The organism is Desulfobacula phenolica, assembly GCF_900105645.1.
Taxonomy (GTDB): Bacteria; Desulfobacterota; Desulfobacteria; order Desulfobacterales; family Desulfobacteraceae; genus Desulfobacula; species Desulfobacula toluolica.
This window is the reverse complement of record NZ_FNLL01000005.1, coordinates 332,794-357,707: the sequence shown is the minus strand read 5'-3', so window position 1 is coordinate 357,707 and position 24,914 is coordinate 332,794. Positions and strand designations below refer to the sequence as shown.

The following is a 24,914-nucleotide window of genomic DNA, read 5'->3' as shown; positions in this document are numbered from 1 at the left end:
ATGCTTAAAATAATTCCACTCGGCGGTCTTGGCGAAATCGGTCTTAACATGATGGTGATTGAATACGATGATGTCATATTTATCATTGATGCCGGTTTGATGTTTCCGGAAGAATACATGCTTGGCATTGATATCGTTATCCCGGCCATGGATTATATAAGAGAAAATCGTGATAAAGTACAGGCCATCATAATTACCCATGCCCATGAAGATCACATTGGGGCGTTGCCTTATCTTTTAAGGGAGATCAGGTTGCCTGTATATGGCACAGCCTTTACCCTGGGGATCGTCAGGAACAAACTGATTGAGTTTGATCTCAATAAATACATTGATTTGAATCTTGTCAATCCCGGAGAAACCCTTTCAATTGATCCTTTTGAAATAGAATTTATCCGTGTCAGCCACAGTACGGTTGAGGGTGTTGGTCTTGCTATTAAAACCCCTGAAGGCGTTGTGGTTCATACAGGTGATTTCAGGATCAATCATGATTCCGACAAAATGAAAAACACGGATATTTCAAGTTTTGCAAGATTTGGTGAAGAAGGTGTCCTTGCCCTTATGTCGGATTCCACCAATGTTGAGGTTGAAGGTTATACCATGTCTGAGCAGGAAGTGGCAAAAAATCTTGAAGACTTGATCACTGTTGCCAAAGGCAGGGTTATTGTTGCCCTTTTTGCCTCCAATGTGTTCAGGATACAGCAGTTGGTGGATATAGCCATTCGTAATAATCGAAAGGTTGTTTTTCATGGACGGAGCATGGAACAGATAGTTGCCGTTGCCACACAACTTGGGCATATCCATTATCCCCCAAATACCATCCTTAACATAAAGCAGATTAGCAGACACAAGGATGACGAAGTACTCATCATCACCACCGGCAGCCAGGGAGAACCAATGTCTGCTTTGGTAAGGATGGCTTCGGGCATGCACAAGCACATTAATATTAAAAAGGGCGACAATGTGATTTTGTCATCCAAATATATCCCTGGAAATGAAAAAGCCATTGCCAATATTATCAATAAGCTCTACCGTAGAGGCGCGGATGTGGTGTATTCAAAAATTGCAAAGATCCATACCTCGGGTCACGCCCACCAGGAAGAACTCAAATTGATGCTGAATCTGACCAAACCCAAATATTTTATACCGATTCATGGGGAATACCGTCATTTGGTCGTTCATGCCAGGCTTGCCGAAGGGCTCGGACTGCCCAGAGAAAATGTTATTGTTGCAGAAGACGGCAAGATCATTGCCTTTGATAAGGATGGCGGCAGGATAACCGGCAGTGTTCATACAGGTAGAATCCTTGTTGACGGTAAAGGTATCGGTGATGTGGGAAGAAGTGTTTTAAAGGAGAGGCGGGAACTTTCCGAAGGTGGCCTTGTTGTTGTCACCATGATCATTGATGAAGAAACAGGGGTTGTCCTTTACGGGCCGGAGTTGATTTCAAAAGGGTTTGTCTTTGATTCCGCCACCGGATACCTGGTTGATGATGCCCAGTGTGTTATCCTTGAGATCGTTGAAGAGATAGAAGCTGGTTTTGAATCTCGTGTTGAGTTGATCAGAAAAAAATTAAAAAAAGCCTTGAAACAATATTTTGCGTTTACCATAAACCGCAGGCCTCTAATTGTCCCCATAATTATTGAAGTATGAAAAAAGAACTTTATGGTATATTTCTTTTCTTTCTCATTGTATTAACAGCGGTCAGTCTTTTTTCCTATCATGTTTCCGATCCCTGTGTGGGGAACAATTTTTTTGACATTCCGAACCATATCCACAATGCCTTTGGATTGTTAGGGGCACATCTTGCCGGTTTTTTTATTTTTCTGTTCGGGTTAGGTGCATTCTGGATTCCGATTATCCTGGGACTTATCAGTGTCTGGTTATTAAAAGGAAAACCGGCAAATATCATCTGGTTAACCCTTCTGGGCGGTTTTTTTTTAATTATCAGTACCGGCGGCCTGCTTTTTCTTTTTAAAGACAGGTATGCACTTTTAGGCACAAGCATTTCATCCGGCGGCGTTATCGGGATTACAATTACCTCGTTTTTATTAAAATATGCCAATATTATCGGCAGTATTATTATCCTGCTTTTTTTTATGATGCTCGGCATTATCTTTGCCACGGGGATATCTATTATTTCTCTTGGGCTGTTTTTAAATCAGAAAATTATTGACCTTTTGACCGTTATGAAGACGGATTTCTATGAGGGGATAAATTTTTTTAATGGAAGGTACGTCAAATGGAAGGAATACAGAGCGCAGGCTGAAAAACAGATTGACATCACCCCTAGGGTAAAAAAGGATGTTCTTATTAAAATTTCTGAAAAGATCCAGCAAAAAGAATTTTTTCATGAACCTGAAAATGTTTTTGAGTCTGACATATGCGAGCCTGACATATTTGAACCAATCATATGTGAGCCGAACATAGTGGAACTGGAAGAACAGGATTCATACTTTAAGCATGATGCTGATTTTGTTGATATCCGGGATAAAGCTGAATTTGATCTGCCCCGTCTTTCATTTCTGGATGAAAAAAAGGCGGTTGAAAAAAATATTGATACAGACCTGCTCAAAGAGAAAAGTCATATCCTGGAATGCAAGTTAAAGGATTTTAACGTGTCCGGAGAGGTTGTTGAAATTCTTCCTGGCCCGGTGATCACAACTTTTGAATACAGGCCTGCCCCGGGAATAAAAATAAGTAAGATTGCAGGATTGTCAGATGACCTTGCTCTTGCCCTGAGTGCCATAAGTATAAGGATTGTCGCCCCTATCCCGGGCCGGGATGTGGTGGGCATAGAGATTCCCAACGATGAAAGAGAAGTCGTTAATTTAAGGGAATTGATTGCGTCAAAAGATTTTGTCAGTTCCCCCTCCATTCTGACCCTGGGGCTGGGAAAAGATATTCTGGGAAGGCCCATGGTAACAAAAATGGATTCCATGCCCCATCTGTTGATCGCCGGTGCCACAGGAACAGGTAAAAGTGTGGGATTGAATGCCATGATCATCAGTCTTTTGTACAAAGGCACACCCGATGATATTAAAATGATCATGATTGATCCCAAAAGGATTGAACTTTCCGTGTATAATGATATTCCCCATTTGATTTCTCCTGTGGTTACGGATATGAAAAAAGCAACAAATGCCCTTATGTGGGCGGTACGGGAGATGGAGCGGCGGTATGAACTGCTGGAACAAACCGGGCTAAGAAATATTATTCAGTATAACAGCATGGTGGCATCGAAAAAAAAGGAAGAGTCGGAGAATTCTGAAACCGGAACCCAGGAGTTGTTTGAAAAACTTCCCTATATTGTCGTGATTGTGGATGAACTGGCGGACCTCATGATGGTGGCTTCAAAAGACGTGGAATTTGCATTGACACGACTGGCCCAGATGGCAAGGGCTGCCGGGATTCATTTGATTGTTGCAACCCAGAGGCCCTCTGTTGATGTTCTCACGGGAAGTATTAAAGCCAACTTTCCCACCCGGATTTCATTTCAGGTCTCTTCCAGGGTTGATGCCAGGACTATTTTTGACGGCGGCGGATCTGAAAGTCTTCTGGGAAACGGGGATATGCTTTTCTGCCCGCCCGGTGCGGGAAGGCTTGTCAGAATTCAGGGTGCTTATCTTTCCGAACAAGAGATCTCTCGGGTGACTCAATTTTTAAAAGACCAGAAAGCGCCGGATTATATTGAAGATATTACACTGGGCGGAAATGATGAGGAAAAAGAGTTTGATGAATCAGACTATGATGAAAAATATGATGAGGCCGTATCCCTTGTTACCAAAACCCGTCAGGCATCCATTTCCTTTGTTCAGCGCCGTCTTCGGATCGGGTATAACCGTGCGGCCCGGTTGGTTGAAATGATGGAGCATGAGGGTATCGTCGGTCCCCAGATGGGTTCAAAACCCAGGGAGATACTGGTAAAAAGTTATGATGACGATTGATTTTGACGTGTGGGACAGTATCAAGGGGTTTATGGATCGTGAAGAAGCAGCAAGACTTTATTGCATTGCGTTAAAAGCCTCTGAAAGCGGTCCTGTTCTTGAAATAGGGAGTTATTGCGGCAAATCCGCCTATATTATCGGATCTGCATGTAAAGAAAATGATTCCATTCTTTATTCCATTGATCACCATGATGGATCGGAAGAGCAGCAGCCAAATGAAGAATATTTTGATCCTGATCTGTTTGACCCGCAAATATCAAGAATTAATACCTTTCCTTTTTTCCGGGAGACTATCCGCAGAACCGCTCTTGAACATACAGTGGTGCCCATTGTTGCAAGGTCAAGTACGGCGGGAAAAATGTGGGATACACCCATTTCAATGCTTTTTATAGATGGCGGTCATTCCTTTGAGGCCGTACGTACGGATTATTTGACCTGGGCCAGACATATCAAATCCCATGGATTTTTAGTGATTCATGATATTTTCAAGGATCCTGAAAAAGGAGGGCAGGCCCCCCGGGAAATATATGAAACTGCCCTTGCATCAGAAGATTATGAAGCCCTTGAAATGATAAAAACCCTGGGTGTTTTAAGAAAAAAATAATTTATGATATTTGCTCAATTGGCATACGGATGATAAAAGAAACACCTTGCTCTGTATTGGAGTTGACCCGAATGCTGCCGTTATGTGCATGCACGATCCTTTTGCATATATGTAGCCCAAGGCCGGTGCCTTTTTGGCTGTCGGTTCTGGACGGATCTACTTGATAAAATCGGTCAAAGATTTTTTTTAATTTATCCTGTGGTATACCCTTGCCGTTATCGCAGATGCATAATTCGATTTCATTGTCATTAATTTGAACAAGAGAAATATCAATCATGCCATTTTCCGGGGTGAATTTTACAGCATTGTCCAACAGATTATTGATCAGCTGGGAAATTTGAATTCTATCAGCGGTTAATATGATTTCATCACATTGGCTGATGTTAAGGTTTGTCTTTTTTTCCAGGGTTATAGGTAGAAAAAAATCATATAGATCTTTGATTAAATCGCATATATTGATATCTTCAAAATCAAGCTGTATCTTTTTTGAATCAAACCGGGTAATGAGAAAAAGATCATTTACCATTTTAATCAAGGTATTGATTTTTTCAAGACAAAACTGCATAGAGTCTTGGTATTCAGACACACTTCGTTTCTGAGATAATGTTACTTCAATTTCACCTTTGAGCGCAAAAAGAGGATTGCGAAGTTCATGAGAAACATCTGAAGTGAAATGTTTTATCTCTTCAAATGATTTTTCAAGACGGTCAATCATAGAATTAATGGTCACTGTCAAATCTTTAATTTCATCATTTTCATGAGGAACAATCAATCTTTCTTTGAGATTTTTAGATGTAATCCGTTTTGTTACACTAATGATATTTCTGAGAACATCCCGAACTTTTCTGGAAGCAGTCATTCCACCGATAATACAGAAAAGAAGCATAACAGGTATAACAATGATAATATTATATAAAAAATTATCACTTGTTTTTTTTGTTCTCTTGAGGCTGGTTCCTATCTGTAAGATAAATGTATTTTTCAAGGCTGAGATAAATAAATGTTCTTCAATAACCAAAAGACTGCCATGGTGTTTTATTTTATTCATACCTTGAGTGATGTGTTGTTCTATGTTTGGAAATGATGATATTAAAGAGTTGTCGGATTGGAAGATCTGCTGTCCAGAGGAAGTGTATAATCTAAAATACATGGGATAATATTTCCTTTTGCTGATATCGTCGGCAAATATTTCACACCCGCTTTGTATGGTGTTTTTTTTTAACAATTCTTCGTTTATTTCGTTTTTGAACTCAGTGACCTCATCGGCAAGGACAATACCAACCTGCTTAACTAAATTATGATTAAGCCTGTAATATAAAAATGAACATAATATCAAAGCAAGGGAAAAGAAAATAGTTGTGTATAGAACAGTCAACCTGACATCAAATCGATGGATAAACTTATTCTTCCGCTTTGAGAACATAGCCTACACCTTTTATTGTATGGATCAGTTTGTTGTTAAAGTGTTTATCGATTTTTCCACGCAACCGGTTGATATGAACATCTATAATATTACTGGATGTATCAAAACTATAACCCCATACCTGTTCAAGTATCATAGTTCGGGTGAGTACCTGGCCTGAATTTCGCAATAGATATTCAAGCAGAAGAAATTCTTTGGCGGAAATTTCAATTTTTGTATGACCTCGATATACGGTGTGCTTTATTAAATCCAAGGAAAGATCACCTATACAGAGCTTATCGATAGGTTTTTCATGGCCGCGTCTCAGGATTGCTTTTATCCTGGCAAGAAGTTCAGCAAATGAAAATGGTTTAACAAGATAATCATCTGCACCAAGATTAAATCCTTGAAGGATATCATCTTGATCGTCTCTGGCAGTTAAAAAAATAACCGGGGTCTTGATGTGATTTTTTCTTATCCTTTTGATGATGTCAAATCCGCTTAATTCAGGCAGCATTACATCAAGTATCATAAGATCAAAGTATTGCGTTGTTGCTAAAAAAAGGCCTTCATCCCCTGTGGAGGCTGCATCAATGGTATAACCTGATTCAGACAATCCTTTTTTGATAAATCTTAATACATCTGCATCATCTTCAATTATCAAAATCTTCATTTTTTTTTATTCTGCCCAATATTGTTTTGAAATATATAATTGGCAATGTTTTGTCCTATTTATATAATTGTTTATTATAAATATAGTTTAAGGATACGATAAATGCCAATGCGTTTTTTTCTAATTCCATATCATGATCTACAGGTTTTAAGTGCTGCTTCTCATAAAGAAAGGTTAAAGGTTCTTTTTTGGGCCTTACAACAGCTACTCTGTCATTTATTCTTAAAGCATAGGTTTGGTTGAATTGCATGAATGACAGGGCTTGTTTTTTATTGCTGAAAATTGAATGCCCCATGATGGGATATGTTAAATCTAATCCCAGTAAATCCAGGGCCGTTGCCAGGACATCCGGTTGTGTTGACAGGCCGCTATATACTTCAGGTTTAATACCTTCTCCTAAGATTAATGCTGGAATATGAAACATATTTACGGGCACCATGTCATCACCGTATACTCGCACATTATGATCGGCTATGATGACAAAAACAGTATTCTTATAGTAAGATTCCTGCCTTGCTTTTTTGATAAATTCTCCAATCGCAAAATCAGCATATTTTATAGCGTTTTTAACACTTTTTTCAGGTATCCCGTTTATCAAATCAATTTTTTCTTTTGGGAAATCAAAAGGTGTATGATTTGAAGTGGAAAACAGTATTGCTGCAAACTTCTGCTTCTTTTTGTCCAGTTTGATAAATTCCTCATTTGCCCTGTTTATCAAATCTCCATCAGAGACTCCCCAGGTGCCTATAAATTCTGGATTTTTAAATTTCGGTTCATCAATGATCTGATCAAATCCATTCCCAAGAAACCAGCCTCTCATATTATCAAACCTGCTCTCACCTCCATACAAAAAAAGGGTATGATATCCAAATGGTTCCAGGAGTGATGAAATGGTAAAAAAACCAGTTTGAGATTTGTTTTTCTTTACAACTCCTTTTCCAGGGGTTGAAAAAATACCTGAAACACATCCGGCAATCCCTCTGATGCTTCTTGTGCCGTTGGAGAAAACATTTGTAAACAGAAGTCCTTTTTTGCTAAGTAAATTCAAATTCGGCGTAATCCCTTTTTCACCGCCAGTTGATTCAACAAACTGATATCCCATACTTTCCTGTATGAAAATAACAAGATTTTTTGATGAGTCAGTTTTAAAATTTGTTTTTACTTTTCGATGAAGGGGTGTTTTTTTGTCTAAAGATTGAATGTTTAAATTGTTTTTAAAGCGATTTAATGCCTCCTCAATGTTCATTTTACCATATAGCTTTGACACATCTGCTTCATACTTTTTGTCAGAATAAATAGAATAACAAATAGAATAAATAGAATTTTTTGTAATTTCATTTATTATTCTATTTGAAGAATACATGGCGTCAGACAAATTTGCCGGGCGGTGTCCCAAAGATGAACGAATGCCTATAAAAAGGACAAGAGCCAGGGGGAGAAATAATAAAGCCCTTTTAGCATAAGTGATTTTATAAATTTGATTAAAATTAAATTTTATATAATTAGCAAACAAATAAATGAAACCCGTTATTAACAAAATCCCCACCATGACGATAAGCTTATAGTCACCCATAATCATACCGAAAACTTCTTTAGGATAAATAAGATACTCAACAAATAAATAATTAGGCCGCACATCATATTGTGCAAAAAAAGGAAAGGTTGCATACTCTATAAAAATACATAGGGATATCATTATCAGAATGTATCCCTTTAAAAAAAAATCAACCTTTTTCCCAAGAGATTTTGGCATCAAGGTGAAAAGTAACATGGGGATAACTATAATCATGCATGCTACAATTGTATCCATTTTTAAGCCATATAAGAAAGTTAACCAATAATTGGTCTCAATCTCTGAAAATCGTTTGAAGTATTGAATAAAAAGAAACATCCTTCCTATAAAAAAGACGGTAATGATAAAGAGATAAAATTTTAATATATTTGTTAATATTTTCATTTCCTTGTTCTCCTTATGGTATGAAAATATATTTATACATCTCTAAGATGACAGGAAAATGACAACCTCATTAAATATTTGTAATCTGAATTTTACCTCATTTTAAACAACTCAAATAAAGAATTTCAAATATTTGTTTGGAGGTTCAATCTAAGTGGGAATAAAGATGGGACAGTCGCTGAAATGCACAAAAAAAAAGCTTCCAGTGAAAAGCACCGAAAGCTTATTTAAATTTTGATTTGTTGTGGTGCCCAGGGACAGAATTGAACTGCCGACACGGGGATTTTCAGTCCCCTGCTCTACCGACTGAGCTACCTGGGCTCAAACAAGAAGGGGTATATTCCTTTTGGCTGATTATGTCAAGGGGAAATATTAAAAAGGTGTTTATTGTTTTGGGGTATCAGATATCCCCAAGGATATGTTGGATGAGTGTACAGCTTGAAATAGCAGCTGTTTCAGCTCTTAAAATTCTGGGTCCAAGAGAATAAGATAAAAAGCCTTTTTTTTGAGCTATTTCTATTTCCGTTTCCGATAACCCTCCTTCCGGGCCGATCAAAATAATGACTTTAAGAGGTGAAGAATTTCTTGTCAAAGTATCAAGTTTTTGCGTTGCTTTTTCCCAGAAGGCAATTTTTAAATCATAGGCCTCAGCATGATCTAACAGATTCTCAAAACTCAATGGCGTTAATATTTGTGGGAGCCTGCTTCTACGGCACTGTTTCAAAGATTCTACTGCAATGGTTTCCCATCGCTGATGCCGGTTTTTTATCCTTTTTGCATCCGGGGTTGGAATGGACCGTTCACAAAAAAAAGGAATCCATTGATGGATACCCAACTGTGTCACATGCTTGATCACAAGATCCATTTTTTTGTCTTTCAGCATGCCGGAACAAAGTGTGATATGAAGGGCAGATTCTGTTAAAGAATCATGTCCGTCAATAATATCAACTTCTATATTACCCGGTGAGACGGCAGCAATCCGTGCCTTATAATCCGTGCCGTCTCCATTGGTAACTTCAATGGGGTCTCCCGGGCTCAGCCTGAGAACTTTAAAGATGTGTTTTGCATCCTGGCCTTGGATACTTGCTCTGGACGGTATATTGTCAATGTTTGGAATAATGAATTTTTGCATCATGGGATTTTTTAAAACAAAGCTGTGGTATTGTAAATGGATTTTTTGTTCTGCTGCGGTCAAAGTGTTGGCTTTTTTAAATAGTTGACACTTTGATCCGGCTTTGATACTTTTTGATGTTTAAAAATACTGGACAGGGTATTGTTCCTAATATCTAATAAAGTGAGGCCTTTATGACGGATTATGATGATGATATGTTGAGTGAAGATGAGACAGGTGACAGTATTATCGAACTGACGGATATTGTTAAGGACGGCTCAGGCCAGACTATACAGGAAGATATCATTGAATTGACCGATATTATTGAAAATGACAATATTGATCTTGATCCAGACGATGCTAAGGAAGACAAGTTTAAACTTGAAGAAAATTTTGAGATAGAAGAAGAAATTTCTTTCAATAAAGGCCTTGAACTTGAAATCGGTGATCCAACAGATGCTGATCAAAATGGCGATGATTCGTTTGAGACTGAAGAATTTAAAGAGTCCGCAGCTGATTTAAATGTGAGTCAAGAACAGGTGGAGGTGGCGTTGGAGAGGGTAATTGAAAAAAAAATTGCCGGCAAAATTGAAACCATTTTGTTTGAGGCCATGGAAAAAGTAATTGAAAAAGAAATTGCCGGGATCAAGGAGAGTTTGCAAAAAGGTCTTGATCAGATTGAAAACAATTAAGTTCAGGCAATTGATATATATAAAAAGGTTCTGGGGATTCATCAAGTGATCCCCTTTTTCATTAATATGGGTTTTAGGAGTTGATTTATGGGTTCCGGTTCTCTGGATAAAGGCTATGAGCCATCAGGTATTGAAGAAAAATGGTATAAATATTGGATTGATAATGGATTTTTTAAAGCTGAAGATAAAAGCGATAAACCAGCCTTTTCAATTGTTATTCCTCCGCCGAATGTCACGGGCGTACTTCACATGGGCCACGCTTTAAATAATGTTGTTCAAGATATTATGTGCAGGTATAAACGGCTTTCAGGATATAATGTTCTCTGGATGCCGGGAACAGACCATGCCGGGATCGCAACCCAGAATGTTGTTGAAAGAGACCTGGCAGCAAAAGGGCAGACACGCGATCAGGTTGGCCGGGAGGAATTTATCAAACAGGTCTGGAAATGGCGTGAAAAATCCGGTGGTGCCATTATCAACCAACTCAAAAGACTGGGTGCTTCCTGTGACTGGGACCGGGAGCGCTTTACCATGGATGAGGGGCTTTCCGATGCGGTTCGCAAAGTGTTTGTAAGGCTGTATAAAGAAGGTTTGATTTATGAGGGGCATTATATTATCAACTGGTGTCCCCGGTGCAAAACAGCCCTTGCAGATCTTGAGGTTGAGCATGAAGAAGAAGATTCTTACCTGTATTATATCAGATATCCCTTTGTGAATAAAAAACAAGGGCTTACAGTTGCAACCACACGGCCTGAAACCATGTTCGGTGATACGGCAGTGGCGGTAAACCCCAATGACGAGCGCTTTTGTGACCTTGAAGACACAGAGGTCATGCTTCCCTTGACGGACAGGACCATTCCAATTATCAAAGATGAGTATGTGGATACCGGGTTTGGAACAGGTGCCTTAAAGGTCACACCTGCCCATGACCCCAATGATTTTAATCTGGGAGAAAAACACGGCCTTCAAAAGTTGAAAGTCATTGATGATGACGGATGCATGCTTGACGGGGCAGGTCGGTTTAAGGGCCTGGACAGGTTCGAGTGCCGCCGGCAGGCAGTTGAAGCACTTAAAGAACAGGGCCTGCTGGCCAAGCAAGAGCCGTTAAAGCACAGTGTCGGACATTGTTATCGGTGCAAAACCGTTGTTGAACCGTCTATTTCCAAGCAATGGTTTGTAAAAGTGGCTCCTTTAGCCCAAAAAGCTTCGGATGCAGTCCGCAACGGACAAACCCGGATTATTCCGGAAACCTGGTCAAAAACCTATTTTGAATGGATGGATAATATCAGGGACTGGTGTATCTCACGGCAGATCTGGTGGGGCCATAGAATTCCCGTATGGAAATGTCCGGCATGTAAAGAGGTGATTGTTGAAGAACATGATCCGACCCAATGCCCGGCATGCGGATCAAAAGAAATTATTCAGGAAACTGATGTGCTGGATACCTGGTTTTCAAGTGCGCTATGGCCGTTTTCAACCATGGGATGGCCAAATGATACAGAACTTTTAAAAACATTTTATCCTACCAATGTTCTTGTGACCGGTTTTGATATTCTCTTTTTCTGGGTTGCCAGGATGATGATGATGGGTCTTCATTTTATGGATGAGGTACCGTTTGATGATGTCTATATCCATGCCCTTGTAAGGGATGAACATGGAAAAAAGATGAGCAAATCAGTCGGGAACGTTATTGATCCGTTAAAAGTGATTGACGAATATGGTGCAGATGCTTTTAGGTTTACTTTGGCGGTATTTGCGGCCCAGGGTCGTGATGTCAAGATGTCGGAATCAAGGGTTGAAGGATATCGGCATTTTGTCAACAAGCTTTGGAATGCATCACGATTTGCCCTCATGCATATTACGCCAAAAGATAGTCAGATAGACCCTAAAAAGCTTACTTTGTCTGAAAAATGGATACTTTCCCGATGTGCCTGCACCACTCTTGCGGTGAAGCAAGGCATTGAAAACTATCGGTTTAACGAGGCTGCATCAGCCGCATACAAGTTTGTATGGCATGAATTCTGCGACTGGTTTCTGGAAATAGCCAAACCCGCACTTTATGAAAAAGAAGGCGTCCAGAGAAGGGATTGTGCAAGAAGTGTTCTGGCAAAAGTTCTGGAAGATATTCTGGTCATACTTCATCCGTTTATGCCCTTTGTGACCGAAGAAATTTACAGCATCCTGCCGTCAACCACTGGCTCTGTCATGGCCGCAGATTATCCCTATGATGAAAAAACATATGACACCTTCAGGGATGAAACCGTTGAAAAAGATATGGATTTTGTGTTCGGCCTGATTTCAGGTGTCAGGAATATCAGGAGCGAAATGAATATTCAACCGTCCATGAAAATAAAAGTGCTGGGATATACAAACGATGAAAAAGAAAAAATAATTATCGCTGAAAATAAATCAATGATTGTGAATCTTGCCACACTTGAGAGTTTTTATTTTTGTGATGCGGATAATATACCGTCATCTTGTGCAACATCTGTTACCGGGGATACCACCTGTTTTGTTTCCTTGGAAGGGGTGATTGATTTTGACAAGGAAATCAAACGGCTTGAAAAAGAACTTGAAAAAAACACAAAAGATCTTCTGGGTGTCCAGAAAAGACTTCACAATGAAAGCTTTCTTGAAAAGGCACCGGAAACTGTGGTTCAGAAAGTAAAGGCCCAATACGCTGATTTTGAAGAAAAAAACAACAAGCTCAAGGAAAATCTTGAACGAATACAACAAATGAAATGAGGGGGTATGAATACAACAGAAAACATAATCAAACTAGCCCTTTTTGAAGATTCAGGGCTTGGTGATATTACAACGGAATCAATTTTGTCGGAATCTTTTTTGGGCAAAGGCGTTATCGTTGCCAAAGAATCATTTGTTCTTGCCGGAATTGAGGTGGCCAAAAAGACATTCAAGCTGCTGGATTCTGATTGCGAAGTTTTTTCTTCGTTTTCAGATGGTTCTCACATAAAGGAAGGTGACATTATTTTTAAGGCACAGGGCGATCTTGTGGCGCTTCTAAAAGGGGAGCGGGTGGCGTTGAATTTTTTACAGCGCCTCTCAGGGATTGCAACCTTAACCCGTGTCTATGTGGATGAACTTAAATTTCCAAATGTCCGGCTGACCGACACAAGAAAAACAACCCCCGGGCTGCGGGGGCTTGAAAAAGAAGCCGTCCGTGCGGGTGGGGCTTATAATCACCGCATGTCCTTATACGATGGTGTTTTGATCAAGGATAATCATATCGCGGTTGCAGGCTCCATCAAGAGTGCAGTCTATGCCGTTAGAAACAGGATATCACATCTGATGAAAATTGAAGTTGAAGTGACCAGTCTTGATGAAGTCAAAGAGGCTGTTGATGAGGGTGTTGATGTGATCATGCTGGATAATATGGATTATGACCAGATGTCAGCGGCAGTAAATTATATAAACGGCAGGGCAGTGGTAGAGGCCTCGGGAAATGTTTCTCTGGGAACCTTGAATAAAATTGCAGCCACCGGGGTGGATGTGATTTCCTGTGGCGCACTTACACATCAGGCAAGGTCGGTGGATTTGAGTATGCGAATCAATACAGCTTAATTGTTTATTGGGTTGGTGCTGGGTGCTGCCGGGTATTGTGTGTGCTGGTGCCGGGGTGTCAGTCCGGCAGGTTAAGTGTTGTTCGGGTTTGAGACAATATAGGTTAATTTGTTCCGGCCGGTTTCTTTTGATTTGTAGAGGGCTTTATCGGTTCGGCTGATAAAAGATTTGAAATCTTCTCCTTTCACAAGTTCTGTGGCACCTATGCTGACGGTTATTGAGCGTTTAGTCATAGGTTCAGGTTCAAAGATTTGGGAGCAGATATTGTCTTTTATTCTTGCTCCAACCATACATGCCTTTTGAAGCCCGGTTTCCGGTAACAGGATTGCAAACTCTTCTCCTCCATAACGATAAGCCGTATCCATGGATCGCATACAGGAATTGATGACTTTTCCAATTCTCATCAGCACTTTGTCGCCTTCAAGATGACCCCAGGTATCGTTATAGATTTTAAAAAAATCAATATCCAGGATAAGCAAAGACAAAGGGCGCAAGTATCTGTTATGCCTGTTGATTTCAGTTTTGATTTGTGAAAAAAAGTGTCGTGAGTTATAAAGTTCGGTTAATGCATCGGTAATGGCAAGTTTTTCAAGTTCCTTTAAAAGCTTGGAGCGTTCTTTTTTGAACTCGGCTTCTCTTAAAACCCGTTTAATTCGCAAATCAAGTTCTGCCAGTCGAAATGGTTTGAAAATAAAGTCACTTGCACCTGCCTGAATCGCTTTTTCATATGAGTAATCAGCGCTGTAACCGGTCATTACCATAACATCCGTATCAAATGTTTTTTTTATTTTTCGTGTAAGTTCCAGTCCGTCCATGCCTTGCATTGTAATATCCGTCAGGATAATATCAGCTTTAAATGATTTGAGTATTTTCAACGCTTCATAAGCATTTTCAGCGCTTTTAACTTTATAGCTGAAACACTTCAGGTGCGCTTCTACATAATCTTTAATGGCTTTATCATCATCAACTATAAGGATGGAATATGCCATGCGTTTTTCTCCATGGTTATCTCCTTCAATGAGAGCTTTTCTTGACACTTTTCAACTCAATTGATAAATGTAATATAATAAAATTTAACGGTATACATGGTATTTGTCAATTATTAGTTTGGAGCAAAATTGAAGTTAAACAAAAAGAATATTCGAAATTTCAGCATTATCGCTCATATCGACCATGGGAAATCTACCCTGTCGGATAGATTGATTCAGCTTTCCGGTATTATATCGGAAAGGGATATGAAAGAACAGATATTGGATTCCATGGACATTGAAAGGGAAAGGGGCATTACCATTAAAAGCCAGACTGTTTCTCTTCCTTATACAGCGCAGGATGGTAAAACATATTTGTTAAACCTGATAGATACCCCGGGACATGTGGATTTTTCATATGAGGTGTCAAGGGCTTTAGCATCCTGTGAGGGGGCATTGATACTGGTCGATGCAAGCCAGGGAGTGGAAGCCCAGACATTGGCAAATCTATACCTTGCCATGGAGCATGATCTGGCAATCATACCGGTTATCAATAAAATAGATCTGCCTTCTGCTGAAATTGAGTGGGCAAAAGAACAGATAGAAGAGGATCTGGGACTGGATTCCGATGATGCCATTCTTGTTTCTGCAAAGACAGGTATTGGTGTTGATAAAATATTTGAGATCATTGTCAAAAAAATTCCACCGCCTGTTTCAGGAGATGCCGGTTTTTTCAAGGCCCTTGTATTTGATTCCCATTATGATGCCTTTCGGGGGACCATTGTTCATTTCAGGGTTTTTGAAGGCAGCATTAAAAAAGGTGAGAAGATCCAGTTTATGTCCAACAATGCCCAGTATAAAGTTGAAGAGGTGGGATTGTTCCAGATTGTCCGGCAACCTCAAGATGAACTCATAGCAGGGCAGGTGGGGTATTTTATTGCCGGCATTAAAAATATAAGTGATGTGAAAATCGGTGATACCGTTACCATGGCTGACAAAAGGTGTGACAAAGCAATGGATGGATTCAGAGAACCCACACCGGTTGTGTTTTCTTCCATGTATCCTGTGGCATCTGACGATTATGAGGAACTCACCGAGGCGCTGGAGAAACTCAAACTCAATGATGCATCCCTGATTTATGAGAAAGACAGCTCCGTTGCCCTTGGGTTTGGATACCGTTGTGGATTTTTAGGTCTTTTACACTTGGAGGTGGTCCAGGAAAGACTTGAAAGAGAATATAATGTCTCCCTTATTTTGACATCGCCTTCTGTTATGTATGAGATCACCTATACTGATGGTACAATAAAAATCATTGATAATCCTGTACAGTATCCTGATCCGGCTGAAATTTCACGGGTTCGGGAACCGTTTATTAAGGCGTCCATCATTGTGCCGGACAAATATATGGGCAATGTCATGCAGGTGTGTCACGAATTTCGAGGTGTCAGTAAAAATTATCAATACCTGACCTCCAACCGTATGGAAATGAAATTTGAGCTGCCCCTGGCCGAAGTGGTTTATGAGTTTTATGACCGGCTTAAAAGCGTCACCCAGGGATATGGGTCTTTTGATTATGAAATTGCAGGATATCAGGAGACAGATCTTGTAAAACTTGATTTTATTATCAATGGTGAGCGGGTGGATGCCCTTTCCCAGTTGATACACCGGGATAAGGCAGAAGCCAGGGCCAGGACCGCCTGTAAAAAATTAAGAGAAGAAATTCCCCGGCAGCAGTTTAAAATACCCATTCAGGGTGCTATCGGAGGGAAAATTATTTCCCGGGAAACCATATCCGCATTCAGAAAAGATGTTACTGCCAAATGTTATGGCGGCGATATCTCAAGAAAGCGAAAACTTCTTGAAAAACAGAAAAAAGGCAAGAAACGAATGAAAATGGTAGGGTCTGTTGAGATCCCTCAATCAGCATTTTTGTCTGTCTTGAAAACCGATTAGCCTTCTTGAAAAAAAATAATCTTTCCTTGCGATCATCCCGCAAAAACGTTAAAGATGGAACCTGATTCTGGTAAAACAGTCAGGATCAGGTTTAAACTTTTAACTGGAGACATATTATGAACACAAACAGCGGACAGCCAGCCGGCCTGGATTTTACAGTGGACAAAGACAACCTTTATCGTGAAGAATCCATCACGGATCTTAAAATCGCCAGTATATTGCGGATGATACCTGTCAATCGCGACGGATCAGACGACAACAGCCGGGAACCTATTTTTCTGGGAAGATCACAGCTTTCCACTCCCCAGGGACCCATTCCCATACAGGCCCGCCTGGAGGTCAAAACCCTTGAAGAGGCCATGGACGTTTTTCCCAAAGCCATGGAAGGTGAAACCCAAAAGGTTATGGAGAGCTTCAGGCAGATGCAGGCACAGCAGAAAAATGAGGAACAATCAAGAATTATTGTTCCGGGAAGGAATAATTGATTTTTTAAAATAACCTGTTAAAGGTATTTCATCCCTTCCTAAACTTGTATTTAAAAAAAATCTAAAAGGCGAATCCCCATGGACTATGAATGCATTATTTATGAAAAAAAAGATCAGGTCGGCTTGATTAAATTGAACAGGCCAAAAGTCCTCAATGCAATGAACCGGCAGCTTTGGATCGAGATGCAGGACGCCCTTGAAATCGCAAAACAGGATAATCAAATCAAAGCGTTGATTTTTACGGGTGAGGGCAGGGCGTTTTCCACTGGTGCAGACCTTAAGGATTCAAAAGACAGAAGCATTGAAGATTATCGAAGATATCTTGAGTCTCTTCAGGAGGCATCACGAAAAATAATACGTTTTGAAAAACCGATCATTGCAGCAATTAACGGGTATGCACTGGGCTCAGGGTATGAGCTTGCCCTGGCCTGTGATATCCGGATTGCCGCCAAAGAAGCTTTTATCGGTTCTCCCGAGGCAAAGGTGACCTCGTCTGTCACCGGCGGTGCTTTCAGGCTTGTGCAGGATCTTGTTGGACCCGGCAAGGCAAGGGAACTTTTATTTACCGCAGAAAATATTACAGGTGAAGAGGCACAGAGAATCGGACTGGTTAATAAAGTCGTTCCCCTTGAGACATTAATGGATGAAGCGTTTGCCATGGCAAAAAAAATTGTGGCAAATTCCGCTTTTTCTTTAAAACTCATTAAAAAGGGGTTCCTTATGGCCAGGGGAGAGTGCAGTCTTGAAGCACTGATGGATTATGAGATTGAAGCCTGCCTGGCCTGTGTTTCCACCAAAGACAGAGAACAGTCCTTAGATGATTTTGAGCAGAGAAAAAAATAATTAAAGGAAAACAATTTTATGTTGGATAAAGTACTCAATGCCAGATCAGTTGCCATCATAGGTGCCTCAAAAAATAAAACAAAACGCGGATACCAGGCCATTAAAACCCTGCTGGCCGATGGGTATGAAGGAGAAATTTATCCGGTGAACCCCAATGAGGACATGGTTCTTGGGATTCGCTGCCATAAAGATATCACACTGATTAAAGATCCTGTTGATCTTGCCCTGATTACAACTCCTGCCCGGACAATTCCGGATATTTTAAGAAAGTGCGGTGAAAAGAAGGTCGCTGGGGCAGTCATCATTGCCGGTGGTTTCAGGGAACTGGGCCTCAAGGGCAAAGAACTTGAGCGCGAGGTTGTCGCCGTTGCAAAACAGACCGGGGTAAGATTGATCGGCCCCAATACTTCGGGTATGATAAATCTTAAATCCAATATGAATCTTGTGGGCATTCAGAATGCACCCAAGGGAAATATTGCCCTGCTCTGCCAGAGCGGAAACATGGCCCTGACACTTATCACAGAAGCTACCATTCGTAAGCAAGAGGGATTTACCTACTATGTGGGCGTTGGAAATGAATCAGATATCAAGTTTCATGAGTATCTTGAATTTTTAAGAAATGATCCTGATACAAAATCCATCCTCATGTATGTGGAAGGTATGAGCGAGGGCCGAAAATTTCTTCAGGAAGCTTATAAAACAAGCATTAAAAAACCGATTGTTCTTTTAAAAAGCGGCAGGTCTGCAACGGGTAAAAAATCAGCAGGATCACATACGGGGTCTCTTGCAGGTATGAGCGAAGTTGCAAAATCAGCCTATGAAAGGACCGGGATTGTTGTGATTGAAAATTCAGATGAGTTGTTTCCCGTAGCCACGACTCTTTCAAATCAGCCGCCCATTAAGAATAAATCCATTGCAATTCTAGCCGATGGCGGTGGGCATGCCACAATCGCGGCTGATCTTTTAACGGATTACGGAATCCTTTTGCCTGAATTGTCTGATAAAACAAAAAATAATTTGAGAAAACTTCTTCCTGATGCCGCATCAGTTGTGAACCCCGTTGATGTGGCGGGTGGTACGGATGCCAATCCCGGACTTTTTGCAGATTGTGCCAAGATTATTTTAAAAGATTCCAGTGTGGGAGGTCTTCTGGTAGTCGGGTTGTTTGGCGGATACGGCATCCGGTTTGACGACAGTCTTGCCATAGGAGAAGAAGCTGCAGCTCATCGAATGGGGGCAATGGTAAGACGCAAAAATAAACCCATTATTGTGCATTCACTTTACAGTTCATACGAGTCACATGCCCTGGATTTGTTGCGTCATTATGATATACCGGTTCATGATTCCCTGGATATTTCATGTAAGTGTGTTGCCTCTCTTTGTAAATACGGAAGTTATCTGAAATCCTATCATGCAAAAACCAACTTTGTGTTTAACTGGCGGTCAAAGGCAAAGCCTGAAGGCAATCAGATCATTGACAATGCCTTAAAAGAAGGCCGTCATGTGCTTTTAGAAAATGAGGCAAAAGAATTGATCAAGCTTCATGGTGCCCCCACATCAGTGGGGCAGGTGGCAAGGAGCGAAGATGAAGCATGGCAAATTGCAGAGAAAATCAAAGAGAATGTTGTATTAAAAATTGTTTCACCCGATATCCTGCATAAAAGTGATGCCTGTGGGGTGAAACTGAATTTGAAATCTGAACTTGAAGTGAGAAAAGCATATTGTCAGATTATGGAAAACGCTATTGCCTATAACTCGGAAGCGGACATTCGAGGGGTTCTTGTCTCTCCTATGGCTCAAAAAGGCCTTGAAATTATTATCGGCACTAAAATAGATGAACAGTTCGGGCCGGTTATCATGTACGGGTTGGGTGGAATTATGGTTGAAATCATGAAGGATGTGACATTCTGGGTATTGCCTGTCTCACCGAACTCTTGTAAGAAAATGCTGGAAGACACGCGATCATCAATTCTTTTAGAAGGCGTAAGGGGTCAGAAAGGATATGATAAAAAATCATTAAGAAGGTTGATAGCCATGTGTTCTGAACTGATAGAGGCCTATCCTGAAATTGAGGAAATGGACTTGAATCCCATAATTTTATACGAAAAGGGCCTGGATGTTGTGGATGCCAGGATAATCCTTAAAAAATAATTTTTCAAATAAAAACAACAAATATAAGTTAAAAATAACCGGACAGCCAAGCAAGTTTTTGGTGACTGATAATATGTTTTTCATCAGCCTGCTGTCCGGCTTCTTTTTTTGATTATTTGCCTTTTATATCATGGATTCCCAGTCCGCCGGCGGAAAATTGGTCAACAATTATAGTGTAGAAATTTCTTTTCTGGGATGGAGAGAGAAGTTCTTTTTCTTCTAAAATATGCTCCACAACTTCATGCTCAAGTTCCGTCTGGAGTCGGATAATTTTTTTTGAGATTGATTGTATTTCCAGTTCGTTGCAAGGTTCCATAAACAGGGCTTCCGCCAGTTTGCTCCGCTGAATGTGGAGACACTTTCTGATGCCTGCGACTTTTGGTAAAAACACTTTGCGAATGGATTGGGCCTGTTTTCTTTGTTGCTGTGTAAGATCTGGAATTAAATCTAAATATCCGATAACTTTGTTTTTTTTCAAATGTTTGCGTTTTAAATGATTATACACGATGATTAGAATGGCTGATACAAGAATCAAGGCCGTTAAAAAGCCGGAAACATAATGTAAAAAAATGTGCATATTAAGACCTCATATGACTTGGATTCATTATTTTGAAATATATATAGCCAAATGACTCGGGCGGAAAATCATTAAATTCTTCTATTGGGCGTGATTCCTTTTCGATTAGCGGGTTGAGCAATTCAAACAAGGTTTCAAAAAAAACAAGTAGAGGTGTAAAAATCCGGGATTGAAAAAATGATTTTTCAAGAGGAGAAGATACCCTGCAGACCGCTGAATCAATTTGTCTGATGAGCGTTGATGGCATTTTTTCCTGTGGCAGGTTTTGAATCATTTGATCTGTATACTGAAAAGCCTCTAATTCTTTTTTGCACTCTTTGCATTGGATTAGATGCTGTATTATGTTTTTGTTCTGGATCAAATCCAGCTCTTTGTCCAAATGGGCTGATAATTTTTCCAAAATTTCCTGACATTTCATGATCCTGTTTCCTTGTTAAAATTTTAGATGTTTTTTCAAGCCTTTTCTGGCTCTGAAAATTAAAGACTCCACACTGGAAATTGAAAGGTTTAAAATGTCACTGATTTCCCTGTAAGAATACCCTTCATTCACCCTTAAAATCAATGCTGCCCGTTGGTCTTCAGGAAGCCTTTTTAAACCTGCCATGATATCTTTTCTTGTTTCCCACTCCTTGATTTGATCTGGTTGCCTTGTGTTTTGTGCGTTTTGATTTAATGCATCATAAAAGTGTTTGTAGCGTTTACGTCGTTTGATCTCATTGATCGAAAGGTTATATGCTATTTTAAATATCCAGGAGGATGCTTTTACGCCGGTCATTTTTTTGAATTTATGTACAGATGTGTAAATTCTTATAAACACTTCTTGTACGATATCTTCTGCTGTTGTACGGTCACCCAGGTATCTGAGTAAAAAATTAAAGAGTGCGGCTCCGTGTTTTTGAACCAGACGTTCGAACGCCTTTTGATCTCCTTTTCCTGCTGCCGTTATAAGCTCTGCGTCCTGATCTTTTTTGATCATATTATTCATTGACTATTGCAATAGTCTGTTTTGATTTTATCATATCGGGCCTTCCTTGTTTGAATGACTGGACTTGCCGATATTATTATTTTTTATGTTAAACCGTCAATTTATTTGATTTTAAGGCATAAGCTATGGCAATACCGACAATAAAAGCCGCTGCAAGATTTGAGGCCAGTGTTATGCCCAGCATCATTAAAGAAACAAACAGATCTTTGTGATTTTTTATGTCAATTATTGTCATTGACAGTTGACTGCCTGCAAACAAGAGCAACACTCCCAGTACCGACATGGGAATAAGGTATAAAATCGAAAGCAGATGAGAGCCGAATACAACAGCTAAAATCAAAAAGATGGAGCCGATAATCATATTTGATCCGGCAGTACGTGCGCCGAACCGATAATGAGCTGCCAGCCCGCCGGCACCATGGCACAGCGGCATGCCGCCAAGGAAAAAACTCATAAAGTTTGCCAATGCCATGCTGATGCAAGCTGATTTATAAGTTACTTTTTTTGATTTATCGTCAAAATAGTCCTTGGACAGATCTGCATAGGCAATAACTGCATTCCCTAATGTCATTGGTATTTGAGGAAGAACCAGGGCAAGTAGAGCAAAGGTGAAGTCTGCCCGTGTGGGAAATTCAAAAGGAAAAAATTCAGAAAGATTGAGTCCGCCCATAAGATTATTAAATGCTTTGTAAATACCTTCGTGGGTTCCCCAGACGAGTCCTATAAAAATGCCGCCTGATACGATAAAAAGTCCGGCCGGTAATCGTTTGTTTTCCAGTAGCAACAGAGTAAGGAGTCCGCCGATAATCCCTATAACAATACCAACGGGCAGAGGCCCGAGATTCTGTACTGTAAGATAAGGTTCAACGGCCTGTCTCAGTATCTGGAATTTCGAGGTGCCAATGATAAACCTGACTCCCTGAGCCATCAAAAGAACACCCGTTGATAACTGTACCCCCCGGATGACCGGTTTGGGAACATATTTTCCTATAACCTTGATCGCATTGGTTCCCCCTATGATTAAAAGAAAGCATCCCACCCAAAATCCCGAGGCCGATATCTGGGAAGCACTCATCCCGGTTGCAATTGCGTAGGCTCCGATAACCTTCATTGGCTGAACAGGTACGGTGACTTTAAAATACAGTCCGGAAAGAATATAAAAAAGACCGACACTTAAAAATATGCCCATCGGATTCAGGCCGTTGATCATTGTCATGCCTATGGCCATTGGAAGTAGAGTGCCCAGATCTCCCAGAGAACCTGCAACTTCCATTCGGTTGAATTTGTACTGTGTCATCATCTGTTCACTCCTTTACCTTGTTTGTTTATAGTAATTCAGTGCTTAAATTCGGCTTTAAACTGTTAAACAACTCAAATATGAAAAACTTGCAGATTTTTTTCTGGCTATTGTTAAAATACTATGGCAGCTTATAATATTTGTTTGATTTGGAATTAATGGTATAAAATTTTACATTATAAAAATGTCGGATAGTTAATTGTTTGCGTAATAATTCAGAGGAGTGGATGGAACAAAGAAAAAATAAATTGATGTTAATGATAAGCCTGCTGTTGATAATTGGATTTGGCGCAACAAGCCTGGCAAGTTATTTTGTTTCAAGGTCATCACTAAGAGATCAGATTGTCGGACGTGAACTTCCCTTAACCAGTGACAATATTTATTCGGAAATTCAAAGAGATCTTCTGCGGACTATTTTTATATCTTCTTTGATGGCAAATGACACCTTTCTTCGGGACTGGGTGATAAAAGGAGAAGAAGATGAACAACAAATTGTGCGCTATCTTCAAGAAATCCGGAACAAATACAATGCCGTTACAAGTTTTTTTGTTTCCGAACAGACACGGATATATTATCAGGCAAAGGGAATATTAAAAAAAGTACAAGAGAACCAGCAGCGGGACATCTGGTATTTCAGGGTAAGGGCTTTGACATCTGATTATGAAATTAATATTGATCCGGATATGGCCAACAATGATTCCATGACCATTTTTATTAATTTTAAGGTTTTTGATTATGATAAAAAATTTATCGGTGCAACCGGTGTGGGGCTTAAGGTAAGCGCAGTTAAAGAATTGATCAAAAAATATCAAAAAGATTATGACAGGCAGATATATTTTACAGATAAACAAGGCAATATAACGCTACATGGATCAAATTTGATAAATCCCGATAAACCGATTACCAGGATGAAAGAGATATCACCCATAGCAGATGAAATTTTATCAAAATCAAGTGGCTGCTTTAAATACAAAAGAGATGGAAAAACAGTTCATTTGAACACAAGATACATCCCTGAATTTGACTGGTACTTACTGGTTGAACAGACAGAAGAAAAAGCAATAAAACAGATTCTTCACACTCTTCTGATCAATCTTGCAATATGTGCGCTGATTACAAGTGTTGTGCTTGTTTTAACCAATTTGACCATTTCATCTTACCAGGGCCGTCTGGAAAAAATGGCAACAATTGACAAGTTGACAGGCATATACAACCGTCAGGCGTTTGATATGATTTTTCATCAATTACTCCAGGACATCCAAAGGAAAGATTTCACACTGTCAATTATTTTGTTTGACATCGACCGGTTTAAAAATGTGAATGATCAATTCGGGCATCTGGCAGGAGATGCTGTAATTAAAAATATTGTAAAAATTTCCAATGCTGCCATAAGAAGATCAGATGTTTTATGCAGGTGGGGAGGTGAAGAATTTTTAATCCTTTTAAAAAAATGCAGCCTGGATGATGCTTATACAATTTCAGAAAAAATAAGGAATACTGTGGCAAAAACCTCTACAGTGTATGAGGATAAAAAGATTATCGCCACAATCAGTCTGGGAGTGGGTCAGTATCGTCCTTTTGAAAAGGAAGACATTTTTCTTTCCAGGGTTGACAAGCTTCTTTACAAAGCAAAACAAAACGGAAGAAACAGGTCTGAAAAAGAATTTTCATAAGGTGCAGCAAAGGTATT

Annotated in this window: 20 protein-coding genes and 1 tRNA gene; 11 read left to right on the top strand and 10 right to left on the bottom strand. The window is 39.9% G+C overall.

The features are described from left to right. The 3 genes from BLT94_RS10645 to BLT94_RS10635 are packed head-to-tail and all read left to right on the top strand — an operon-like array spanning position 1 to position 4,548. The gene (locus tag BLT94_RS10645; protein ID WP_092233765.1) at positions 1-1,650 is read left to right on the top strand and encodes a ribonuclease J; all 1,650 of its coding nucleotides are present in this window, start codon (positions 1-3) and stop codon (positions 1,648-1,650) included. Continuing rightward, a complete protein-coding gene (locus tag BLT94_RS10640; RefSeq protein ID WP_092233762.1) occupies positions 1,647-3,944 on the top strand; it encodes a DNA translocase FtsK in 2,298 nt (765 codons plus the stop codon). Before BLT94_RS10645 ends, BLT94_RS10640 begins: the two co-directional genes overlap by 4 nt. Further along, positions 3,931-4,548, top strand: a complete 618-nt coding sequence (locus BLT94_RS10635; RefSeq protein ID WP_322787276.1) for a class I SAM-dependent methyltransferase — start codon at positions 3,931-3,933, stop codon at positions 4,546-4,548. Before BLT94_RS10640 ends, BLT94_RS10635 begins: the two co-directional genes overlap by 14 nt. Position 4,549: 1 nt before the next feature. Here BLT94_RS10635 and BLT94_RS10630 read toward each other — a convergent pair whose 3' ends face one another. The 5 genes from BLT94_RS10630 to BLT94_RS10610 form a co-directional block, all read right to left on the bottom strand. Continuing rightward, a complete protein-coding gene (locus tag BLT94_RS10630) occupies positions 4,550-5,971 on the bottom strand; it encodes a sensor histidine kinase (RefSeq protein WP_092233759.1) in 1,422 nt (473 codons plus the stop codon). Then, a complete protein-coding gene (locus BLT94_RS10625; protein WP_092233756.1) occupies positions 5,949-6,623 on the bottom strand; it encodes a heavy metal response regulator transcription factor in 675 nt (224 codons plus the stop codon). Before BLT94_RS10625 ends, BLT94_RS10630 begins: the two co-directional genes overlap by 23 nt. A gap of 55 nt (positions 6,624-6,678) precedes the next feature. Beyond that, positions 6,679-7,869, bottom strand: coding sequence for an LTA synthase family protein (locus BLT94_RS22185; RefSeq protein WP_281243375.1), 1,191 nt, complete (start codon positions 7,867-7,869; stop codon positions 6,679-6,681). A 956-nt stretch (positions 7,870-8,825) separates the two neighbouring features. Then, positions 8,826-8,901 (bottom strand) — tRNA-Phe (locus tag BLT94_RS10615). A gap of 79 nt (positions 8,902-8,980) precedes the next feature. Further along, positions 8,981-9,715, bottom strand: coding sequence for a 16S rRNA (uracil(1498)-N(3))-methyltransferase (locus BLT94_RS10610; RefSeq protein WP_175530324.1), 735 nt, complete (start codon positions 9,713-9,715; stop codon positions 8,981-8,983). 170 nt (positions 9,716-9,885) lie between these two features. Here BLT94_RS10610 and BLT94_RS10605 point away from each other — a divergent pair, with 170 nt between their 5' ends. The 3 genes from BLT94_RS10605 (at position 9,886) to nadC (ending at position 13,965) form a co-directional block, all read left to right on the top strand. Then, a complete protein-coding gene (locus BLT94_RS10605; RefSeq protein WP_092233750.1) occupies positions 9,886-10,383 on the top strand; it encodes a hypothetical protein in 498 nt (165 codons plus the stop codon). A gap of 87 nt (positions 10,384-10,470) precedes the next feature. Beyond that, a complete protein-coding gene (locus BLT94_RS10600) occupies positions 10,471-13,128 on the top strand; it encodes a valine--tRNA ligase (protein WP_092233747.1) in 2,658 nt (885 codons plus the stop codon). Between the two features lie 6 nt (positions 13,129-13,134). Then, entirely contained in the window at positions 13,135-13,965 is an 831-nt protein-coding gene (gene nadC / locus BLT94_RS10595; protein WP_092233744.1) for a carboxylating nicotinate-nucleotide diphosphorylase, read from the top strand. 71 nt (positions 13,966-14,036) lie between these two features. Here nadC and BLT94_RS10590 read toward each other — a convergent pair whose 3' ends face one another. Continuing rightward, positions 14,037-14,954, bottom strand: coding sequence for a GGDEF domain-containing response regulator (locus BLT94_RS10590; RefSeq protein WP_092233741.1), 918 nt, complete (start codon positions 14,952-14,954; stop codon positions 14,037-14,039). 129 nt (positions 14,955-15,083) lie between these two features. Between BLT94_RS10590 and lepA the strand changes: the two genes are divergently transcribed. From lepA to BLT94_RS10570, 4 genes are all read left to right on the top strand, one after another. Continuing rightward, entirely contained in the window at positions 15,084-16,886 is a 1,803-nt protein-coding gene (gene lepA, locus BLT94_RS10585) for a translation elongation factor 4 (RefSeq protein WP_092233738.1), read from the top strand. A gap of 116 nt (positions 16,887-17,002) precedes the next feature. Beyond that, the gene (locus tag BLT94_RS10580; protein WP_092233735.1) at positions 17,003-17,371 is read left to right on the top strand and encodes a cytoplasmic protein; all 369 of its coding nucleotides are present in this window, start codon (positions 17,003-17,005) and stop codon (positions 17,369-17,371) included. 78 nt (positions 17,372-17,449) lie between these two features. Further along, entirely contained in the window at positions 17,450-18,214 is a 765-nt protein-coding gene (locus BLT94_RS10575) for an enoyl-CoA hydratase/isomerase family protein (RefSeq protein WP_092233732.1), read from the top strand. Positions 18,215-18,232: 18 nt separating this feature from the next. Next, on the top strand, positions 18,233-20,365 hold the full coding sequence (locus BLT94_RS10570; protein WP_092233729.1) for an acetate--CoA ligase family protein: 2,133 nt from the start codon (positions 18,233-18,235) through the stop codon (positions 20,363-20,365). Between the two features lie 112 nt (positions 20,366-20,477). Here BLT94_RS10570 and BLT94_RS10565 read toward each other — a convergent pair whose 3' ends face one another. The 4 genes from BLT94_RS10565 to BLT94_RS10550 form a co-directional block, all read right to left on the bottom strand. After that, positions 20,478-20,942, bottom strand: a complete 465-nt coding sequence (locus BLT94_RS10565) for a Spy/CpxP family protein refolding chaperone (protein ID WP_092233727.1) — start codon at positions 20,940-20,942, stop codon at positions 20,478-20,480. A gap of 1 nt (position 20,943) precedes the next feature. Next, entirely contained in the window at positions 20,944-21,360 is a 417-nt protein-coding gene (locus tag BLT94_RS10560) for an anti-sigma factor family protein (RefSeq protein ID WP_092233725.1), read from the bottom strand. A gap of 15 nt (positions 21,361-21,375) precedes the next feature. Next, complete coding sequence (locus tag BLT94_RS10555) at positions 21,376-21,927, bottom strand: RNA polymerase sigma factor (RefSeq protein ID WP_092233722.1); 552 nt, start codon at positions 21,925-21,927, stop codon at positions 21,376-21,378. Between the two features lie 88 nt (positions 21,928-22,015). Further along, on the bottom strand, positions 22,016-23,227 hold the full coding sequence (locus BLT94_RS10550; RefSeq protein WP_014957167.1) for a putative sulfate/molybdate transporter: 1,212 nt from the start codon (positions 23,225-23,227) through the stop codon (positions 22,016-22,018). Positions 23,228-23,451: 224 nt separating this feature from the next. Between BLT94_RS10550 and BLT94_RS10545 the strand changes: the two genes are divergently transcribed. Beyond that, the gene (locus tag BLT94_RS10545; protein WP_092233719.1) at positions 23,452-24,897 is read left to right on the top strand and encodes a sensor domain-containing diguanylate cyclase; all 1,446 of its coding nucleotides are present in this window, start codon (positions 23,452-23,454) and stop codon (positions 24,895-24,897) included. Positions 24,898-24,914: the final 17 nt, after the last annotated feature.

What these genes read in the sequence shown, in the direction of transcription:
- BLT94_RS10645 (WP_092233765.1), top strand. Translation starts at nt 1, where the DNA reads ATGCTTAAAATAATTCCACTCGGCGGTCTTGGCGAAATCGGTCTTAAC.
- BLT94_RS10640 (WP_092233762.1), top strand. Translation starts at nt 1,647, where the DNA reads ATGAAAAAAGAACTTTATGGTATATTTCTTTTCTTTCTCATTGTATTA.
- BLT94_RS10635 (WP_322787276.1), top strand. Translation starts at nt 3,931, where the DNA reads ATGATGACGATTGATTTTGACGTGTGGGACAGTATCAAGGGGTTTATG.
- BLT94_RS10630 (WP_092233759.1), bottom strand. Translation starts at nt 5,971, where the DNA reads ATGTTCTCAAAGCGGAAGAATAAGTTTATCCATCGATTTGATGTCAGG.
- BLT94_RS10625 (WP_092233756.1), bottom strand. Translation starts at nt 6,623, where the DNA reads ATGAAGATTTTGATAATTGAAGATGATGCAGATGTATTAAGATTTATC.
- BLT94_RS22185 (WP_281243375.1), bottom strand. Translation starts at nt 7,869, where the DNA reads ATGAACATTGAGGAGGCATTAAATCGCTTTAAAAACAATTTAAACATT.
- BLT94_RS10610 (WP_175530324.1), bottom strand. Translation starts at nt 9,715, where the DNA reads ATGATGCAAAAATTCATTATTCCAAACATTGACAATATACCGTCCAGA.
- BLT94_RS10605 (WP_092233750.1), top strand. Translation starts at nt 9,886, where the DNA reads ATGACGGATTATGATGATGATATGTTGAGTGAAGATGAGACAGGTGAC.
- BLT94_RS10600 (WP_092233747.1), top strand. Translation starts at nt 10,471, where the DNA reads ATGGGTTCCGGTTCTCTGGATAAAGGCTATGAGCCATCAGGTATTGAA.
- nadC (WP_092233744.1), top strand. Translation starts at nt 13,135, where the DNA reads ATGAATACAACAGAAAACATAATCAAACTAGCCCTTTTTGAAGATTCA.
- BLT94_RS10590 (WP_092233741.1), bottom strand. Translation starts at nt 14,954, where the DNA reads ATGGCATATTCCATCCTTATAGTTGATGATGATAAAGCCATTAAAGAT.
- BLT94_RS10580 (WP_092233735.1), top strand. Translation starts at nt 17,003, where the DNA reads ATGAACACAAACAGCGGACAGCCAGCCGGCCTGGATTTTACAGTGGAC.
- BLT94_RS10575 (WP_092233732.1), top strand. Translation starts at nt 17,450, where the DNA reads ATGGACTATGAATGCATTATTTATGAAAAAAAAGATCAGGTCGGCTTG.
- BLT94_RS10570 (WP_092233729.1), top strand. Translation starts at nt 18,233, where the DNA reads ATGTTGGATAAAGTACTCAATGCCAGATCAGTTGCCATCATAGGTGCC.
- BLT94_RS10565 (WP_092233727.1), bottom strand. Translation starts at nt 20,942, where the DNA reads ATGCACATTTTTTTACATTATGTTTCCGGCTTTTTAACGGCCTTGATT.
- BLT94_RS10560 (WP_092233725.1), bottom strand. Translation starts at nt 21,360, where the DNA reads ATGAAATGTCAGGAAATTTTGGAAAAATTATCAGCCCATTTGGACAAA.
- BLT94_RS10555 (WP_092233722.1), bottom strand. Translation starts at nt 21,927, where the DNA reads ATGAATAATATGATCAAAAAAGATCAGGACGCAGAGCTTATAACGGCA.
- BLT94_RS10550 (WP_014957167.1), bottom strand. Translation starts at nt 23,227, where the DNA reads ATGATGACACAGTACAAATTCAACCGAATGGAAGTTGCAGGTTCTCTG.
- BLT94_RS10545 (WP_092233719.1), top strand. Translation starts at nt 23,452, where the DNA reads ATGGAACAAAGAAAAAATAAATTGATGTTAATGATAAGCCTGCTGTTG.